Origin of the sequence: Parafrankia discariae (assembly GCF_000373365.1) — a bacterium.
Lineage (GTDB): Bacteria > Actinomycetota > Actinomycetes > Frankiales > Frankiaceae > Parafrankia > Parafrankia discariae.
Map to the genome: position 1 here is coordinate 1 of NZ_KB891168.1, position 2699 is coordinate 2699.

At 70.4% G+C, this 2699-nt stretch carries 3 protein-coding genes; 1 reads left to right on the forward strand and 2 read right to left on the reverse strand.

The window, feature by feature from the left end; all coding sequences use genetic code 11:
- The first annotated feature begins 5 nt into the window (after window positions 1–5).
- Complete coding sequence (locus B056_RS45990) at window positions 6–83, forward strand: WD40 repeat domain-containing protein (RefSeq protein WP_407672332.1); 78 nt, start codon at window positions 6–8, stop codon at window positions 81–83.
- A gap of 80 nt (window positions 84–163) precedes the next feature.
- On the opposite strand, the gene B056_RS35920 is transcribed toward B056_RS45990, so the two are convergent.
- Complete coding sequence (locus tag B056_RS35920; protein WP_084647121.1) at window positions 164–1075, reverse strand: DUF2332 domain-containing protein; 912 nt, start codon at window positions 1073–1075, stop codon at window positions 164–166.
- Window positions 1072–2208, reverse strand: coding sequence for a hypothetical protein (locus B056_RS41785; RefSeq protein WP_230202911.1), 1137 nt, complete (start codon window positions 2206–2208; stop codon window positions 1072–1074). Before B056_RS41785 ends, B056_RS35920 begins: the two co-directional genes overlap by 4 nt.
- Window positions 2209–2699 lie beyond the last annotated feature (491 nt).

Genomic DNA, 2699 nt, shown 5'->3' on the forward strand with positions numbered 1-2699 from the left:
CCTCGGTGGCGTTCTCCCCGGACGGCAACACCCTGGCCACCGGCTCCGACGACGCCACGGCGCGGCTCCGGAAAACCGGGTGAGTGGGTCCCAGACCCGGAACTGCCCGCGCACCCGGGGACGACCTGACCGTCCTTCTGCCGGCCGGTAGATCCTCCGCTGGCTATGCCGGCAGGGGTTTCGGTGGACGGGGTGCCTGGCGCGGTGTCAGCCACTGGATCTCCTGGCCGTGGGGCCCGGTGAACGCGAGGGGCTGGTCGTCCAGCGCGAGCAGGAACCTCGCCGGGCCGCCGGTGTCGGCCTCGACGGCCGCGGCGAGTTCGGGCAGGACGCCCATGCCCTCGTTGGAGATCCAGTGCGCCGGCAGGCCTCGGACCAGTTCGGCGAAGGCGGCGCGGGTGTCGGCCGGGACGTAGGGCAGCACCGCGCTGTGGAAGACGACCGGTGTGGCGCCGGCCGGCGCCTGGGCGGCCAGGGCCGGCAGGTCGGCGAGCAGATCGCCTTCGATGACGCGCGGCGGGTCGGCGCGGGCGATGCGGGCCGCGGCGTGCAGACGCTCGCGTCGTTCCCGCTGCTCGGGCCAGATCAGCGCTTCGGGCCAGCGCACGTCGTCGTCGCTGGTGACGTCGAGCGGATGCGGGTCCAGGCCGGCGCGCCACACCACCGTGGGCATGGACGTCGGCCGCGGAACATCCCCGGTGACCGCGCAGCTCAGCCGCACCGGACTGTCAGGCGGGCCGAACACGGTGGGGTCCTCGCCGTAGCGGTACTGGTAGGCGTCGGGATACAGGCACAGCCCGGCGGACGCGCCCACCTCCGGCAACGCCAGCGGTTGCGGCAGCCGCGCCAGGACCGGCAGCAGGGCCGCGCAGCGGGCCGGTTCGTTGGTCTGCGTCCGCCGCCGCAGCATGGTCGAGGACAAAGCCGCCCAGTGCCGCACGACCCAGGCCCGGAACGCGCCGGCAGTCGAGCGCTCCCCACCCGCCGTGCCGGCGGACTGGGCGACGTTGTCGGCGGCCGCGGCGCGGATGCGGGATGCGGGATGTCTGGAGGCTGTGGCGGCCGCGCGGCTCAGCGGGGAGGTTCGTCGGTCTGTTGGGTGTCGGGGCCGAGGATCCGTCGGATCGGGGCGCGCCGGGTCGGACTGTCCTGGTGGCGGCGTAGGGCGGTGGCCAGTTCGTTCACGTGTTCGTTGTAGTGATGCTCGCCTTCGAGGAGGGCCGCGACCTCCCACGCGCGTCGGGTGATGGCCTTGTCGCGTTCGAGCCGTATCCGCCGGGCGTGCTGCCGGAGGTCGGCGATGGTGTGCTGCAGGCGGTCCGCCGCCGTCGGTCGGTCTTTGTGCGTGGGCGGATCGGCGGGGTCGGCGGGGTCTACGGGGTCGGGGACGGCCGGGGACAGATCGGGCGGCAGAAGCCAGTAGGCCGGGTAGGTGAGGTCCTGGAGCGGGCCGGCGTCTGGTCCGTGGCGGGTGGGGGTTTCGTCGGTGTGAGGGCCCTGCCTCAGGTGCGAGGCGTCGAGCAGTTTGTGGATGTGGGCCTGATGCCGGCGTACCGCCTCGCGGCGTTCGGCTTTCGCCCGGAGAAGCCGGGTGATGGCGGTGTCGCGTTCGCCCTGGTACTGGGCGATCTCCTTCTTCAGCTCCCGGACGATCTTTCTCAGTCGGTCGAGATCGGTCGAAGGGGCGGCCGGGCCGATCTCGGGTTGCCTGTCCGAGGGCTCCGCCGCCGGGCCGGGTTCCCTCCCCGTGGGTTCGGCGGGTGCGGCCGGTACGGGAGGCGGAGGGGCCGGGTCGAGCGTGACTGTGCTGGTCTGGGGTGCCGGCGTGGAGTCGACGGTATGGCGGGCGGGGTCTGCCGCGGCGGTGGCGAGGAAGCTGCTGACCTCCCGCACCATCTGGTTGACCAGGGTCGGAGCCACCTCCACGGCCGGTACCGGAAGGTCGTCGTCCCGGGGCGGGACGGGGGACACCGGGTACGCCTGGACGTAGAGCCGCCTGCCCTTCTCCCGGACGGTCAGGCCCTCCTCGCCGGGGACGCGGTCGAAAAGCAGCCCCAGAATCCACCAGTCGATCTGCCTCTTCTGGGAACCTCCCAGCTGCCGGCGCACCATCTGATAAGCCGCCTGTTCCGTCTTTCCTGTTTTTCTCGCGACGGCCGGAACAAGCGTGCTGTAGGTGAGTCCGTAATTTTCCAGGATCTCGGCCACATAGCCAAGAAGGAGGCGGACACCGTCGTCTTTGTCGTCATTTCCACGCCCTTCGCGAGGACGCCCGGGGCGCCGCTTCTCCTTCATTCTTCGCCGCCGACCACCGCGACCGCCCGCCTGGACCTCACCTGATCCGCCGCCTCCGACCGAGACACCCTGTCGCAACTATTTCCGCAGGTCACGGATTTGAACACCTCCGCCGCAGCAGTTTTTACCAGCACGTCGATACGTTTCGACAGCTGTTTTTTCATCTTCCCCGGAAACTTTTTTTCACGGGCGGGCATTTGACGGCCGCCAGCCCGATGGTGCTTAATTGCCGTACTACACGTCCCGCCAGACGGCGCTTCCCACTCGCTGGAAGGTCCCGATGTCCTTCGCGCGTCTCATACCTATGGCGCAATGCCGCTTAGTTAAGCGGCGCGAGCGAGGATGATCGTGGCCGGTCGATCATGGCGGGTGCCGGTGTCTGTTGGGCGTTTGACCCGGTAGGC